We start from the raw sequence: 13,646 nt of genomic DNA, 5'->3' as shown, positions 1-13,646 counted from the left end.
ATTCCTGGCCTGGGCGAGCGGTCGATTCCGGTGCTGCTATCCTACTATGCCAATCCCGAACGCTTCGACAGCGCCAAGCAAGCCGTGGCGTTTGCGGGACTCGACCCGCGGCAACACGAGTCAGGCTCCAGCGTACGTGGCAAGCCACGCATGTCGAAGGTCGGCCACAGCTTCCTGCGCAAGGCACTGTACATGCCCGCCATGGTGACGGTGTATCGGACGGCCTGGGGCAAGCGCTTCGGCAAGCGACTCAGCGCTGCAGGCAAGGCACCCAAACTGATCATCGGCGCCATGATGCGCAAGCTGGTGCACGTGGCATTCGGCGTGCTCAGGTCGGGGAAAATATTTGATCCGGCCTTGCACGCCGCTTGACGGGGATAACAGTATCTACGATGCCGGTACGGGCTGTAGGTCGGATTAGCGCGCAGCGCGTAATCCGACAACACCACCAGCGCATGCAAAAAAGGCGGAACCGAGGTTCCGCCTTTTTCATTGCAACGTCACTTACAACACCATCACCACTGTGAAAACGGGTGGCGGATCAGGTTCGCGTTGTAGTAGCGCGCATCGCCCGACACTTCCGCGCCGATCCAGTCGGGTTTCTCGAAAGGCTGGTCTTCCGAAGCCAGTTCGATCTCGGCCACGATCAAACCGGCATTGGCGCCGAGGAACTCGTCGACTTCCCACACCATGCCCGCGTGCTCGATGCGGTGGCGGACTTTTTCGATCAGCGGCTGTTCGCACAGGCCGTCGAGCAATTCGACGGCGTCGGCCAGCGGAATCGGATACTCCCACTCGCCGCGCGTCGCGCCCACGTTCGCGCCCTTGATGGTCAGCATCGCCTGTTCGCCTTCGATGCGCACGCGCACCACGCGCTCGCGCGCGGACGACAGATAGCCCTGGCGCAGCAATACCGCCTGGCCCAGGCCGCGCCAGGCGTCACCTTGCAGCAGGAATTTACGCTCGATTTCGACGCCCATGATCAACGCCGTTCAATCGAGCGACAGCAGGATAGGCTGCAGCATGGCTGCGCCCAGGGCCGCGCTGCGCGCGCCGTTCCAGCCTACGCTTGGGTCCGGCAAGTCGGCGTTTTCCTTGAATGGCATTTCCAGGGTCAGCGCCAGGCAGCCGAAGTGGTGGCCGATGTATTTCGACGCCAAGGTCAGCATGTCCGACTTGTACTTGCTGGCCGCGTAGCCGAACTTGTCCTGGAAGTCGGGGCTGGCCTGCTTGTAGCGCTCGATGAAGGCTTTCTGGTGCGCCGCTTGCGCCGGCGTGAAGTTTTCCAGCATTTCGTTGCCGGCCACGAAGTTGTACGGCAACGCTTCATCGCCGTGGATGTCGAAGAACATGTCGACGCCCGTTTCGTGGATCTTGTTTTTCACGCACAGCACTTCCGGGCTGGACGCCAGCGAAGGCGTCATCCATTCGCGGTTCAGGTTGGCGCCGGCCGCATTCGTGCGCAGGTTGCCGCGGATCGAGCCGTCCGGGTTCATGTTCGGCACGATGTGGAACACGGCGCGCTGCAACAGCTTGCGCGCGATCGGATTGGCGTCGTCGAGCAGCGAGTCGATCAAGCCTTCGACGAACCATTCGGCCATCGATTCACCCGGATGCTGGCGCGCGATGACCCAGATCTTCTTTTCCGCCTGCGGGTTGCCGATGGTGACCATATTCATGTCGCGGCCGTCGACGGTGCTGCCCAGGTCCGAGACCCGCGCCAGCGGATGCTCGGCCACTTCGCCCAGCAGGCGCAGATGGCGTTCCCACGAATACGGTTCGAAATAGGCGTAGTACACGCTGTCGAGTTCCGGCGTATGCGAAATCGTCATGACCTGGCCATCGAATGCGGTCGGCACGCGGAACCAGTTTTCACTGTCGTAGCTGGCCACGGCCTGGTAGTCTTCATAGCCGGCCGGATACGTGGCCTGGCCCGCGTTCAGGATGCGCAGCGTGCATGCCTGATCCCGCGCGCCCTGCAGGCGGAAGTGGAACCACTGATGGATGTCGGCGTGGCTATCCTTGCGCAAGTTCAGGTCGATGGCGCCGGCACTGGCGGCGCTTACCACCTCGATGGCGCCCGAGTCGAAGTTCTGGCTGATTTTAATGGTCATGTCATGATCCCGTCCAAATGTAAGAGTTCCGGCGTCGCCTCGTGGGCTGGCGCCGTCGCGCTAAAAACGCAGTGTAAGCTATCCCGCTATTTTCCGCCCTTTGGCCCCGTTCGCAAAGCCTGGGCGGGCGATTTATGCACCAATCCGGGGCATCGATGGCAAAGCGCCGGGCAAAAGGGCGAAAAATCGGTGCTCTGTCGCATCGACCGGACAAAAAACTGAATTGTAACAATGCCAGACACACTGGCAGCCCAGCGCCACCCTATAATTCTTGCTTTCATTGAGTCGCCAGGAAAGAGTCGTGGACAAGAAGTTGACCAATATCCAAGAAAGAAAGCTGCGCGAGGCCCAGGCGCGGCGCGAGCACATCATCGACGTCGTGAAAGACCTCATCAAGAAGGGCGGCGCGCGCGCCGTCTCCATCCGCAAGGTGGCCGAGGCGGCCGGTTTTTCCACCACCGTCGTGTACGCCCTGTTCCGCGACAAGGCCACCCTGATCGCCCAGGCCATGGACAAGGACTTGCTGGAACTGGTGCGCGCCATGCGTGCCGCCTGCGCCAACAGCGATGATCCGTGGGAACGCATCAGCCTGGTCGGCCGCGCCTACATCGAGTACGGCTTCCAGCATCCCGACGAATATTCGCTGATCTTCATGGAGTTGCGCCCGCATGCGGAAATCGACGCCGTCGAAGTGGAACACGGCAATATCGAGCAAGACCCGTATGCCTACGCACTGCACCTGTTCGGCGAACTGGCCCAGGCGGGCAAGGTGCGCCAGGACGAGCCGGCGCTGCATACGATGACGCAAATCTTCTGGCAATCGCTGCATGGCCTCGTGTCGCTGCGCATCGTCATGGATGCGGGCGACCCATGGACGCCGCACCCGGAAATGCATGCGCATATCGACGACTTGCTGGCCGTCGTCACGGCAGGCCTCCGCCTGCGCTTTGCGCCTGGTTCCTGACGTTTGATCCAGCGCAAACCGCCCCTGCAGAAAAAGCGGACAGTGGGGTGAAGCCGCCTGCGCCGATGCAGCGCGGCTGGCACGCAAAGGAGTGCGAAATGAACGAAGCCTATGCCACGGACCTGCTTGACAAACAGCAAAGCGCGAACAATGCTGTACGGATGGAAGCGCGCCTGACAAAACTGGAAACGGATCGTGAGCATGACCGGCTATGGTTCAAGACCCTGGAACAGCGTCTTGGCGAAGGCCTGGACAAGGTGCGCACGGAATTGCACGACGAATCGCAGCTGTTGCGCGCCGACCTGACGCAGTTTCGCGGCGATCTGCGCGGCGACTGCCACGCCCTGCGCACGGAACTGGGCGACATCCGCAAGCACATGCACACCCACTTCCTGTGGTTCATGGGCATCCAGGCCACCACCACGTTTGCCCTGCTGGGCCTGGGCGCCAAGGCGCTGCATATGTACTGAAGAAAAGTAACAGGGCAGGCGCGGTGCCGCACCGCCCTGCCCTGTCTTGCTGTTAACGCAGCTTACTGCGCTTCAAGCATGCTCTGCGTTTCCTGGTAGCGCGTATGCCACGACAGCGCCTGCTCCAGCAGGTGCGGCGTGTGGCCGCCGCGCTGACATGCCGCGTCAAAATACGCGCGCAATTGATCGCGGTAATCGGGGTGCGTGCAGCGCTCGATGATCAGCGGCGCCCGTTCGCGCGGCGCCAGGCCACGCAAGTCCGCATAGCCCCACTCCGTGACCAGCACGTCGACGTCATGTTCCGTATGGTCCACATGCGAGACCATCGGCACGACGCTGGAAATGCGTCCGCCCTTGGCCGCCGATTTCGACACGAACATCGACACTTGCCCATTGCGCGCGAAGTCGCCCGAGCCGCCGATGCCGTTCATCATGTGCGTGCCGCACACGTGCGTGGAATTGACATTGCCGTAGATATCGAACTCGAGTGCCGTGTTCAGCGCGATGATGCCGAGGCGGCGCACGATTTCCGGGTGGTTGCTGATCTCTTGCGGGCGCAGCACGATCTTCGAGCGGTAATGGTCGATATTGTCCATCAGCTTTTGGTGCACGGCGGCCGACAGGGTGATCGACGAGGCCGAGGCAAACGCCAGCTGGCCCGAATCGAGCAGCTCGATGGCGCTGTCCTGCAGCACTTCCGAATACATCGTCATGTTCTGGAAGGGCGAACCGATCAGGCCGTGCAGCACGGCGTTGGCGATGGTGCCGATGCCCGCCTGCAGCGGCAGCAGTTCCGGGCCCATGCGCCCGGCCGCCACTTCGCCTTCGAGGAAGGCGATCACGTGGCCGGCAATCGCCTGCGTTTCCGCGTCGGGCGGCAAGGCGTTCGACGGGCTGTCGGGGCTGTCCGTGATGACGATGGCGGCGATGCGCGCCGGATCGATGGCGATGGCCGTGCTGCCCAGGCGCTGGTCGACGCGCGTGAGCGGGATCGGCTCGCGCCCCGGCAAGGCCTGGGGCACATAGATGTCGTGCAAGCCTTCCAGCGCCAGCGGCGTGGACAGGTTGATTTCGATGATGACCTGCGTTGCCTGCTGGGCGAAAGCGGCGGAGTTGCCCACCGACATGGTCGGGATGATGGCGCCGGCCGCCGTGATGGCCGTCGCTTCGATGACGGCGATGTCGACGGCGGCCAGGTTACCCGAGCGCAACTGCTCGGCCGTTTCCGACAGATGCTGGTCGATGAACATGACTTCGCCGTTGTTGATCTTGCCGCGCAAGACGGGGTCGACCTGGAACGGCATGCGGCGCGCCAGCACGCCCGCCTCGGCCATCAGGCCGTCGCTGCCGTTGCCCAGCGACGCGCCCGTGATCAGGGTCAGGCTGAGCGGATCTTGCAGGGCGCGCTCGGCCAGCGCGCGCGGCAGGGCCTTGGCGTCGCCGGCACGGGTGAACCCGCTCATGCCGACACGCATGCCGTTGTGGAACAATTTGGCTGCCTCATCGGCGCTCATGATTTTGCTGAGCAAGCCTGGGTGGCGGATACGGTCCTCGTACATCGTGATGCTCCTGATATTCTTAATATTCTCAAACTGGATGGCTGTCATACACCAACCCCATAAGTGGATTCAGTATAAAATCCCGCTTACATGCATGGCATGAATTAATTTCGCCAAACCCAGTCGATATTTTCATGCTTCGCCGAGGCGAGCCCCATCTTGGATATCCGTTCCCTGCGCTATTTTGTCGAAACCGTGCGCCTGTCGAGCTTTACGCAGGCGGCAGAATCGCTGCACCTGACCCAGTCGACCATCAGCAAGATGGTGCGCCAACTGGAAGAGGAAGTGGGCGCCCAGCTGCTGGTGCGCGACGGGCGCAAGCTGACGCTCACGGACACGGGCCGCATCGTCTACCAGCACGGCCAGGAAATGCTGGCGAACATGCGCCAGCTGACCCTGGAAGTGCGCGACACTCAGGCCTTGCAGCGCGGCAGCCTGACGGTCGGCATCCCGCCCATGATCAATGTGCTGTTCACGCCTGTCTTGAAGGCCTTCCGCGCGCGCCACCCGCACATCAGCCTGACCCTGCAGGAAGACACGGGCCAGCAGATCGAGCGCCAGGTGGCGGGGGGCGATCTGGAAATCGGCATGACGGTGCTGCCGGCCGATCCGGAACTGGACCTCGTGGCCGTGGAAGTGGCCAGCTACCCGATCTGGGCGCTGGCCGAACCGGGCACGTTCCAGAAAAACCGCACGACCCTGCCCTTCAAGGCGCTGGCCGAGCTGCCGCTGGTGTTATTGAAGGATGATTTCGCCCTCACGCGCAGCCTGCGCCAGCATTTCGCGCAGGCGGGCTTCACGCCGACGATTGCGGCGCAGAGCGGCCAGTGGGACTGGCTGGTGGCGATGGCCTCGGCCGGCTTGGGCGTGGCGCTGCTGCCCGAGCCGTTCATCCACCGCCTGGCCGGCGAACCTCTGGAGGCGGTGCGCCTCGTCGAACCGGAAGTGGCGTGGCAGGTGGCGCACGTCTGGAGCGGGCGCTATCTGTCGCACGCGGCGCGCGCCTGGCTCGAGGTGTGTCAGGACGTGCTGGGCACGCAATTCGCGCACTGACGTAAAAAAGGGTGGCCGAGGCCACCCTTCATATTGATAACGCTACCTTGCTTACTTGGCGTCGTCGTTGTACATGCTGGCGTATTTCCAGCCGAAGTACAGAATGAACGTGTAGCACAGGGCCGGCACGAGGAACGACAGTTGCAGGTTGATGTGGTCGGCCAGGAAGCCCTGGATGAACGGCACGATGGCGCCGCCGACGATGGCCATGCACAGGATGCCCGAGCCTTGTCCCGTTTGCGCACCCAGCTTGTTCAGGGCCATGCTGAAGATGGTCGGGAACATGATGGAGTTGAACAGGCCGACGGCGATCAATGCCCACATGGCCGTGTGACCACTGGAGAACACGGCAACGAGGATCAGCGCGATGACGATGGCGGCATTGAAGGCCAGGGTCTTGCCCGGGCTGACATAGCGCATCACGGCAAAGCCGACGAAGCGGCCCAGCATGGCGCCACCCCAGTAATAGCTGACGAAATAGGCGGCATCGGCGTGGCTGAGGCCTGCGATATGGCTCTCGCCCAGGAAGTTGATCAGGAAGCTGCCGATGCTGACTTCACCGCCCACATACAGGAAGATGGCCAGCGCGCCCAGCACCAGGTGGCGGTGCGACCAGATCGAGACCTTGTGGCCATCCTGCGCCAGGGCGGCCGCATCGTCGGCATGCGAAATCTTCGGCAATTTTGCCAGCGCAAACAACACGGCCAGGATCACCAGCGTGGCGGCCAGCACCAGGTACGGGCCTTGCACGGAAGCGGCTTCCTTGGCGCGGTAGGCCAGCTGCTCGGCGGCAGGCAGCAGGTCGAACTGCTGCACCGTCAGCACGGTGCCGGACAAAATCAGCATGCCGCCCAGCGCCGGCGCCACGGTGGTGCCCAGCGCATTGAACGCCTGCGTCAGGGTCAGACGGCTCGACGCCGTCTGCGGGTCGCCCAGTTCCGTCACGTACGGGTTGGCCGCCACCTGCAGCACGGTGATGCCGGCCGCCAGGATGAAGAAGGACAAGAGGAACAGCGCATAGCTGCCGGTCGATGCCGGGTAGAACATGGCGCAGCCGGCGGCCGCGATCAGCAAGCCGGCGACGACGCCGCGCTGGTAGCCGATCTTCTTGATCAGCATGCCGGCTGGCAGCGAGACGATGGCGTAGGCGCCAAAGAAGCAGAACTGCACCAGCATCGCCTGGACATAGGTCAGGGTGTAGATCGAGCGCAGATGGGGAATCAGCACATCATTTAGCGAGGTCAGCAATCCCCACATGAAAAACAGCACCGTGACAATGATCAGGGCGCCTGTATTGTTTTGCGTGCCGGCCTGTGCGCGCGATGCGCCCAGGCCCTGCTTTACGTGTTCCATACTTTCTCCATTGTTCTATCCAAGATTGTCGTGCCCTGCCCTGACCCATCGCTTGCGTGGGCACCGCCAGACAGCGGCAGCGCTCGTGTTTGAAAGCAACATCTTCGCAAGGCCGAGCGCGTAGTAAAACTACCTTGCTGCGGCCGCATTATGCCCGAAAGGCCCCGAATTGCGCAGGTTTCCCATCAGTTATCTGATAATTGAATAGCTGACATTCGAAATCAAAAGTAGCCTTATAACTTGAAAGCGCTATACTTATATTGCAGTGCAGCACAACGCGGCACGCCACTCAAAGGAGTCTGCCATGTCTACCGCATTTACTTACCACACCACGCAAAACAGCAATATCATCGCCACCCTGGTGCACGCCGCCAAGCGCGTCGGTGCCTGGCTGAACCACAGCAGCGACCGCCGCGAACGTGCTTACGAAGAAGCCTACCTGGCCGAATCGACCGACCGTTACGACCTGGAATACCGCATGCGCGAACTGGCCCGCGCCAACCCGCAGCCAAGCTGGATGAGCGGCCTGAGCCGTTAAGAACAGCGCCGTATCCGGCCACGCATCGCAGCCCCTCATCGGCTGTTGCACTATCCATAGCGCCATCCTGCTCGCCTTGCGCTTGAGCACAGGATGGGCTATACAGGCGCAATGACAACGCCCATTACCATCCTCGCCATTGCCGGCAGCCTGCGTGCCGCCTCGCTGAACACCGCACTGCTGCGCGCCATCGCCCGGCTTGCCCCAGCGCCATTCGACATTCGCATCTATCAGGGACTGGGAGATTTACCCCTGTTCAATCCCGACCTCGACGCCGACAGCCTGCCGGCCGTGGCGGGCCTGCGCGACGCCATCCTGGCGGCCGACGTGCTGCTGCTGGCCAGCCCCGAATACGCGCATGGCGTGAGCGGCCCCATGAAGAATGCGCTGGACTGGATGGTGGGAAATGACTCATTCATCGACAAGCCGCTGGTGCTGCTGAACGCCTCGCCGCGCGCCACGCATGCGCAGGCGGCCCTGCGCGAAACGGTGCGCACCATGTCGGCGCGCCTGATCGACGAGGCCTGCATCAGCCTGCCTTTGCTGGGCTCGGGTCTCGATGCCGACGGCATCGCTGCGGACCCGGCATTGCGCCGGGCCATCCTCGATATGCTGCAGTGCATCAGGTCATTTTCATGACCCTCTGCACGTTTCGCTATCAGTGCATCTAGTTTTACTACGTACTTCTACGGAACGCTCAATGCGGGATCATGCCGGTGAAAACGTAGGCCTGCAGCATGGTGATGATGCCGATGATCACGGCAAACAACAGGCTGTGCTTCAAGGTAAAGCGGAACAGGTCCGATTCCTTGCCCACCAGGCCCGTCGCGGCGCAGGCGACGGCGATCGATTGGGGCGAGATCATCTTCGCCGTCACGCCGCCCGTCGTATTGGCCGCCACCAGCAAGGTGTCGGACACGCCGATCTGGTGCGCCGTGGTGTTTTGCAAGGAGCAGAACAAGGCGTTCGAGGACGTGTCGGAACCCGTCAGGAAGACGCCCAGCCAGCCGAGGAATGGCGAGAAGAACGGGAAGGCGGCGCCGCTGCCGGCCAGCAGCAGGGCCAGGGTGGACGACATGCCCGAGTAATTGGCAACGAAGGCAAACGCCAGCACCAGGCCGATCGACAGCACGGGACGGCGCAATTCCACCACGGTTTCCACGAAGGCCTTGATGCCATCGCGCGGCTTCATGCGCAGCATCAGCATCGACAGCACGGCCGTCAGCAAGATCGCCGTGCCCACAGCCGACAGCAAGTCCAGCTTGAACACGGCGTCATACGCCTTCGGCACGGTCACGATGGGCATGGTCTTGATCACCAGCTGGTCCAGGTACGGCACGTGGATCTTGATGACCAGGCTCGATAGCGCCCCGCCGGCGGCAAACAGGGCCTTGAAGCCGGGCAGGCTCCACACGGTGACGATGGCTGTCAACAGGCCGAACGGCGCCCAGGCGCGCATGGTCTGCGCCATCGTATAGGGCGAGGCGGCGCGATTGCCGCTGCCGCGCACGTCCGCCTTGCCCGCGCCGCCGCCAAAACCGGACAGCGCGGCCGTGCCGCCGCCGACGGCTTGGGCCACTTTCGCATTCTTCGGTTGCCACACTTTCAGGAACAAGGTCAGCGACACCAGGCTGACGAGGGCCGAGGTGATGTCCGGCAGTTCAGGGCCGATATGGTTGGACGTGAAGTACTGGGTGACGGCAAAGCTCAACCCCGTCACCAGCGCGGCCGGCCATACTTCACGCACGCCGCGCAAACCATCCATCATGAACACCAGCCAGAACGGCACCAGCAGCGACAGCAGCGGCAACTGGCGGCCCGCCATGGCGCCGATCAGGAACGGGTCGATGCCCGTCACCTGGCCCGCCACGATGATGGGGATGCCCATGGCGCCAAAAGCCACGGGTGCCGTGTTGGCGATCAGGCACAGGCCCGCCGCGTACAGCGGGTTGAAGCCCAGGCCCACCAGCAGTGCCGAGGTGATGGCCACGGGCGCGCCGAAACCGGCCGCCCCTTCCAGGAAGGCGCCGAAGGCAAAGCCGATCAGCAGCACCTGCAGGCGCTGGTCGTCCGTGACCGACAGCACGGAGGCGCGGATGATGTCGATCTGCCCCGTCTTGACGACAATTTTATACAGGAAGACGGCCGTGACGATGATCCAGGCGATCGGCCACAAGCCGTAGGCGAAGCCATAGCCGGCCGCCGCCAGCGCCTGCGGCACGGGCATGCCGTAGGCGAAAATCGCCACGGCCAGCGCCAGCGCCAGGGTGACGGCGGCCGCCACGTGGCCCTTGATGCGCAGCGCCGCCAGGGCGATGAAGAAGAAGATGATGGGAACGGCTGCCGCCAGTGACGACAGCCACAAGCTGCCGAGCGGGGTATAAAGTTGGGTCCAGGTTTGCATGTCGGGTCTCCTCCGGTGGATGCGGGTTAAGTGAAAAAACGGCTTTTGATGTAATTGTGTGTAGCGTGTTTTTTGCGGTGCTGCGGTGCTGCCGGGCCGGGCTATTCTTCCTGCCCGCGCGCATTGAGCAGGTCGGCCAGGCTGCGCGGCGCCGGTGTCAACGGCTTGCGGTGCTGCGTCCAGCCCAGTTGCGCGCGCGGCGTCAGCAGCCGCAGCCGCGTGGCGGCCCAGCGGAACAAACGGTAGCTGGCGGGGCGCGCGAAGGCGCCGCTCCAGAAACGCCAGATCAGACTTTCGCCGCGACTGAACTTGGCGCCCTGGCCGCGCAGCGGGTGCGTCACTTCCTCGTGCGGATTGCGGTTGGCTTCCGTGCGCAGGCGCACCAGCAGCTGCGGAATCGGGATGCGCACGGGGCACACCTCGCCGCAGGCGCCGCACAGGCTCGACGCGGTGGCCAGGTCGGCCGTCGCGTCCAGCCCCAGCAAGTGGGGCGAAATGATCTTGCCGATCGGCCCCGGATACGTGGTGCCGTAGGCGTGGCCGCCAATGCGCGTGTAGACGGGACAGTGGTTCATGCAGGCGCCGCAGCGGATGCATTGCAGGGTGGCGCGCAGCTGCTCGTCCGCGTAGGCCTGGCTGCGGCCGTTGTCGAGCAAGACCAGGTGCACTTCGCGCGGGCCGTCCTTTTCACCTTCGCGGCGCGGGCCGGAAATCAGGTTGAAATAGGTGGTGATGGCTTGCCCCGTCGCCGAGCGCGTCAGGAGGCTCGCCAGCGGCACGATGTGTTCGAGCTTGGCCACCACTTTTTCCATGCCCATGATGGCGATGTGCACCTCCGGCACGGATGTGGTCAGGCGGCCATTGCCCTCGTTTTCCACCAGCCACAGGGTGCCCGTGTCGGCCGCCGCGAAGTTCACGCCCGACAGGCCGATGTCGGCCTCGACGAAGGCCTGGCGCAGCGCACGCCGGCCTGTCTGAATCAGGCTGTCGACATCTTCCGTATAGGGCGCATCGGGAATGTGCTCGGCGAACAGGCCGGCGATGTCGGCGCGGGTCTTGTGAATGGCCGGCATGACGATGTGCGACGGCTTCTCGCCAGCCAACTGCACGATGTACTCGCCCATGTCCGACTCCAGGCAGGTCATGCCGCGCGCTTCCAGGTAGTGATTGAGCTCGATCTCCTCGCTGGCCATCGACTTGCCCTTGATGAAGCGCGTCGCCTGGTTGCGCTGCGCGATGGCGTGGATGATGGCGTTGGCCTGCTCGCCATCCTCGGCCCAGTGCACCTGCACGCCGGCCGCCGTCAGCTTGTCTTCCAGCTGCACCAGCAGATCGGGCAGGCGCGCCAGCGCGTGCTGGCGCACGGCTTCGCCGATGTCGCGCAGGCGTTCGAGTTCATCGCCGTCGGGGAACTGGGCGCTGCGCTTGTCCTGCAAAAAATCCATGGCGCCGCGAAAGCTCTGGCGCAGCTTCGGATCGTCCAGCGCGGCGCGGGCGCGCGCGTGGAAGTCCGCCGGTTTGACGAATTGCAAGGGCTTGGCGTTCATGGCTGGCCTCCTTCATGGGCTGACAGATCATCGATGATCAGCACCCACAGCCAGCGCGGGCCGTGCGCGCCATAGGCCAGCGTTTGCTGGATATCGGAGGTTTTCGAGGGGCCCGACACCAGCACCAGGTTCGCTGGCATGCCGTCCGCCCAGCGCTCGGCGCGCGCCGCCGCATGCAAGTCCGCGTGCAAGGTGCTGGTATAGACAAGGCAAATGTGCAGCGGTGGCGCCAGCGACACCGTGCGCGGCGTGGCCGCGTCGGGCGCGATGACCAGGGTGCCCGTGGCGGCGATGCCGGAACGCGCGACGGTGAAACCCGCGTCGACGCTGTCGAACAATTCATTTTTCCACTGCGCCAGCGGACGCTCAAAAGACAGCGTTTCCACGCCAGCGGGCAAGGCGGCGCGCAAGGCCTGCCCTTCGGCGCTGGCGCCATCGATCAGCAAACGGCGCACACCGTGTTCACCGAGGCGCTGCGCCAGCAGGGCGGGCCAGGCGTCGCTGCTCACGCAATCGACCTGCGCGTGCGACGCGCGCAGGGCTGCCTGCATGGCGTCGAGCTGCTGGCGCGGCGACAGCGGCGCCTGCGCGCGGCGCGCCTGGTAATGGCTGTCGATGGCCGTGTCGATGGCCTCCACCGCTGCGGGCGCGGCGGGCTTGGCGGCGCGCAGGCGTCCCAGCATGCGTTCGCGGGCAGTCAATGCCGCGCTCATGCCGCACCTCCCGTGCGGCGCCACAAAAAGCTGGCCAGGTGCTCGACGGGCAGCGGCGCGCCCTGGTGCTGCGCGGCGTGGCCGATATTGAGCAGGCAGCCGCAGTCGGCCGAGACGAGCCGGTCGCAGCCCGTGGCGCAGGCCGAGGCGATCTTGTCGCTGACCATGGCGCCGGAAATGTCCGGGTGTTTCAATGAAAACGTGCCGCCGAAGCCGCAGCATTCCGATTCGCGCTGGTGCTCGATGCGCGTCACGCCGGGCAAGGCGTCGACCAGCGCCACGCCATGCAGGCGCGTGCCCATTTCGCGGCGCGCGCCGCACGAGGTATGCAGCACCACGCTTTCATCAGCCTGCGCGGCGGCAGCCATGCCGGCCAGGTCGAGTTTCAATACGCAGACGAGAAATTCGCTCAGTTCATACACGCGTTCGGCCAGTTCCAGCGCCTTGGGACCGGCCACGGGGTCATCCTGGAACAGCTGCGGCCAGTGGTGGCGCATCATGCCGGCACAGGAGCCGGACGGCACGATCACGGGCCACGGTTGCGCAAACAGGTCGAGCTGGGCCCGCGCCACGGCACGCGCCTGCTCCGGATTGCCGCTGCTGTAGGCGGGCTGGCCGCAGCAGCTCTGGCCGCGCGGGTAATGCACCAGCAAGCCTTCGCGCTCCAGCAGACGCACCGCGTCGAGCCCGGCCTGCGGCACGAACAGGTCGACCAGGCAGGTGGCGAACAGGTACACCTGGAGCGGTGCGGGTGGGTAGTGGCGTGGCTGGCGCGGGTCTGGCTGCATGAGTGTGTCTCCCCGGCGCTCTGTGTGTTGCTGCGGCGCCGCTGTGTGTTGTTAAGAATGACTGGTTCACGCATAATTCCAGCTTCTTCGAGCCACTTCAAATTGCTCGGACCACTTGAAAACAACAAACGAGACAACAGCGA

Annotated in this window: 14 protein-coding genes; 6 read left to right on the top strand and 8 right to left on the bottom strand. The window is 64.0% G+C overall.

Annotated features, from left to right (window positions below):
* A partial coding sequence (locus ACP7DW_RS14280) for a transposase (RefSeq protein WP_426055772.1) occupies nt 1-372 on the top strand: 372 nt, incomplete at its 5' end.
* Nucleotides 373-515: 143 nt separating this feature from the next.
* Here ACP7DW_RS14280 and ACP7DW_RS14275 read toward each other — a convergent pair.
* The gene (locus ACP7DW_RS14275) at nt 516-980 is read right to left on the bottom strand and encodes a CYTH domain-containing protein (protein ID WP_099764489.1); all 465 of its coding nucleotides are present in this window, start codon (nt 978-980) and stop codon (nt 516-518) included.
* A 12-nt stretch (nt 981-992) separates the two neighbouring features.
* Nucleotides 993-2,114, bottom strand: coding sequence for a M14 family metallopeptidase (locus ACP7DW_RS14270; protein ID WP_298409699.1), 1,122 nt, complete (start codon nt 2,112-2,114; stop codon nt 993-995).
* Nucleotides 2,115-2,427: 313 nt separating this feature from the next.
* Here ACP7DW_RS14270 and ACP7DW_RS14265 point away from each other — a divergent pair, with 313 nt between their 5' ends.
* Nucleotides 2,428-3,078, top strand: a complete 651-nt coding sequence (locus tag ACP7DW_RS14265) for a TetR/AcrR family transcriptional regulator (protein WP_426085214.1) — start codon at nt 2,428-2,430, stop codon at nt 3,076-3,078.
* Between the two features lie 98 nt (nt 3,079-3,176).
* Nucleotides 3,177-3,548 (top strand): hypothetical protein, encoded by a 372-nt coding sequence (locus ACP7DW_RS14260; RefSeq protein WP_152250071.1) that lies wholly within the window; start codon nt 3,177-3,179, stop codon nt 3,546-3,548.
* 62 nt (nt 3,549-3,610) lie between these two features.
* Here the strand turns inward: ACP7DW_RS14260 and ACP7DW_RS14255 are convergent, their stop codons facing one another.
* Nucleotides 3,611-5,107 (bottom strand): acetyl-CoA hydrolase/transferase family protein, encoded by a 1,497-nt coding sequence (locus ACP7DW_RS14255; protein WP_426057060.1) that lies wholly within the window; start codon nt 5,105-5,107, stop codon nt 3,611-3,613.
* A gap of 159 nt (nt 5,108-5,266) precedes the next feature.
* Here ACP7DW_RS14255 and ACP7DW_RS14250 point away from each other — a divergent pair, with 159 nt between their 5' ends.
* Nucleotides 5,267-6,160, top strand: a complete 894-nt coding sequence (locus ACP7DW_RS14250) for a LysR substrate-binding domain-containing protein (protein WP_426057061.1) — start codon at nt 5,267-5,269, stop codon at nt 6,158-6,160.
* Between the two features lie 51 nt (nt 6,161-6,211).
* Here the strand turns inward: ACP7DW_RS14250 and fucP are convergent, their stop codons facing one another.
* Nucleotides 6,212-7,513 (bottom strand): L-fucose:H+ symporter permease, encoded by a 1,302-nt coding sequence (gene fucP / locus ACP7DW_RS14245; RefSeq protein WP_426057062.1) that lies wholly within the window; start codon nt 7,511-7,513, stop codon nt 6,212-6,214.
* Nucleotides 7,514-7,817: 304 nt separating this feature from the next.
* Here fucP and ACP7DW_RS14240 point away from each other — a divergent pair, with 304 nt between their 5' ends.
* Nucleotides 7,818-8,051, top strand: a complete 234-nt coding sequence (locus ACP7DW_RS14240; protein ID WP_096236965.1) for a DUF3563 family protein — start codon at nt 7,818-7,820, stop codon at nt 8,049-8,051.
* A gap of 111 nt (nt 8,052-8,162) precedes the next feature.
* Nucleotides 8,163-8,690, top strand: coding sequence for an NADPH-dependent FMN reductase (locus ACP7DW_RS14235; RefSeq protein ID WP_426057063.1), 528 nt, complete (start codon nt 8,163-8,165; stop codon nt 8,688-8,690).
* 58 nt (nt 8,691-8,748) lie between these two features.
* Here ACP7DW_RS14235 and ACP7DW_RS14230 read toward each other — a convergent pair whose 3' ends face one another.
* From ACP7DW_RS14230 to ACP7DW_RS14215, 4 genes are all read right to left on the bottom strand, one after another.
* Nucleotides 8,749-10,455, bottom strand: a complete 1,707-nt coding sequence (locus ACP7DW_RS14230; RefSeq protein WP_426057064.1) for a lactate permease LctP family transporter — start codon at nt 10,453-10,455, stop codon at nt 8,749-8,751.
* A 101-nt stretch (nt 10,456-10,556) separates the two neighbouring features.
* Nucleotides 10,557-12,002, bottom strand: coding sequence for a LutB/LldF family L-lactate oxidation iron-sulfur protein (locus ACP7DW_RS14225; RefSeq protein WP_426057065.1), 1,446 nt, complete (start codon nt 12,000-12,002; stop codon nt 10,557-10,559).
* Complete coding sequence (locus ACP7DW_RS14220; protein WP_426057066.1) at nt 11,999-12,715, bottom strand: LutC/YkgG family protein; 717 nt, start codon at nt 12,713-12,715, stop codon at nt 11,999-12,001. The genes ACP7DW_RS14225 and ACP7DW_RS14220 overlap by 4 nt, the downstream gene beginning before the upstream one ends.
* Entirely contained in the window at nt 12,712-13,503 is a 792-nt protein-coding gene (locus ACP7DW_RS14215) for a (Fe-S)-binding protein (RefSeq protein WP_426057067.1), read from the bottom strand. Before ACP7DW_RS14215 ends, ACP7DW_RS14220 begins: the two co-directional genes overlap by 4 nt.
* Nucleotides 13,504-13,646: the final 143 nt, after the last annotated feature.

Origin of the sequence: Janthinobacterium sp. PSRC1-1, from assembly GCF_049897525.1 — a bacterium.
Lineage (GTDB): Bacteria > Pseudomonadota > Gammaproteobacteria > Burkholderiales > Burkholderiaceae_D > Janthinobacterium > Janthinobacterium tructae.
Note: the sequence above shows the minus strand (reverse complement) of the source record. Positions and strands in the feature narration are given on the sequence as shown.

What these genes read in the sequence shown, in the direction of transcription:
- ACP7DW_RS14275 (WP_099764489.1), bottom strand. Translation starts at nt 980, where the DNA reads ATGGGCGTCGAAATCGAGCGTAAATTCCTGCTGCAAGGTGACGCCTGG.
- ACP7DW_RS14270 (WP_298409699.1), bottom strand. Translation starts at nt 2,114, where the DNA reads ATGACCATTAAAATCAGCCAGAACTTCGACTCGGGCGCCATCGAGGTG.
- ACP7DW_RS14260 (WP_152250071.1), top strand. Translation starts at nt 3,177, where the DNA reads ATGAACGAAGCCTATGCCACGGACCTGCTTGACAAACAGCAAAGCGCG.
- ACP7DW_RS14255 (WP_426057060.1), bottom strand. Translation starts at nt 5,107, where the DNA reads ATGTACGAGGACCGTATCCGCCACCCAGGCTTGCTCAGCAAAATCATG.
- fucP (WP_426057062.1), bottom strand. Translation starts at nt 7,513, where the DNA reads ATGGAACACGTAAAGCAGGGCCTGGGCGCATCGCGCGCACAGGCCGGC.
- ACP7DW_RS14240 (WP_096236965.1), top strand. Translation starts at nt 7,818, where the DNA reads ATGTCTACCGCATTTACTTACCACACCACGCAAAACAGCAATATCATC.
- ACP7DW_RS14235 (WP_426057063.1), top strand. Translation starts at nt 8,163, where the DNA reads ATGACAACGCCCATTACCATCCTCGCCATTGCCGGCAGCCTGCGTGCC.
- ACP7DW_RS14230 (WP_426057064.1), bottom strand. Translation starts at nt 10,455, where the DNA reads ATGCAAACCTGGACCCAACTTTATACCCCGCTCGGCAGCTTGTGGCTG.
- ACP7DW_RS14225 (WP_426057065.1), bottom strand. Translation starts at nt 12,002, where the DNA reads ATGAACGCCAAGCCCTTGCAATTCGTCAAACCGGCGGACTTCCACGCG.
- ACP7DW_RS14220 (WP_426057066.1), bottom strand. Translation starts at nt 12,715, where the DNA reads ATGAGCGCGGCATTGACTGCCCGCGAACGCATGCTGGGACGCCTGCGC.
- ACP7DW_RS14215 (WP_426057067.1), bottom strand. Translation starts at nt 13,503, where the DNA reads ATGCAGCCAGACCCGCGCCAGCCACGCCACTACCCACCCGCACCGCTC.